The 785-nt window shown below is 45.4% G+C and carries 1 protein-coding gene; it reads right to left on the bottom strand.

Annotated elements, in window-relative coordinates:
- Positions 1–178: 178 nt before the first annotated feature.
- On the bottom strand, positions 179–785 hold a 607-nt coding region (locus tag AC1D1X_RS24795), incomplete at its 5' end, for an RHS repeat domain-containing protein (RefSeq protein WP_477699554.1).

Genomic DNA, 785 nt, shown 5'->3' with positions numbered 1-785 from the left:
GTCTGATCTGGAGGACGATACATTTACTCGTGTTTTGTGAAAAGCGATGTATATGTTCGAGGAGTCAAACCATGCCGTTTCTATCTGGTATTGGTCAAATGTTCTAGAAGCCGAGTTTGCCGGTAAGGCGATAAGCATAGGCCACCAAAAACATAGTGCAACCCATCTTCTAAGCAAGTTATTCATAGCAAGAACAATCGATTTTTTGCCCTGAAATGGCAGCATTAATTTGATCCAAAGTTTCTTTCAAAAGCTCTGGTGTTAGGCTCTGAATATCTTCCTCTGAATGCTGGCCAGACCCATGTCTGTGACCTTGCGAGAATAGATTCCATTTCTGAAAGCCCCTATGTGCAGGGGATGTCGAGTCCATTATCGGATGTAGTGCAAATCCAAGCTTTATGAACGACGCTGTTTTGTCAAAATTCGAAATAGTGTCGGCTTTTGCTAACTCATTCTCAACGAATGTATTCAGCAACTTACATGATTGCGCCTTGGTTAACGCAGATGAACTCATTGCATGCATAAATGCGTTCGCCGCATCTTGATACTTCATGCTGTCAGCATCACGCGAACCCTGTTTCATGGCAGCTATTTGTGCGCTCGTTAATCTCAGTTGAGCACCTATAGCATCCAAAATCGCGTTGTGCGCGGCAGTTGACCACAACCCCTGCGGATCGATTTTACTCAAAGGATTTGCCGAGACATATGCAAAGGTATTGATCCCGCCAGCCAGTCCAATAGGATCGGACTGCATATAGCGCCCAATGCGCGGGTTGTACTCCCGG

The organism is Polaromonas sp. P1_G4 (assembly GCF_056405475.1).
Note: the sequence above shows the minus strand (reverse complement) of the source record. Positions and strands in the feature narration are given on the sequence as shown.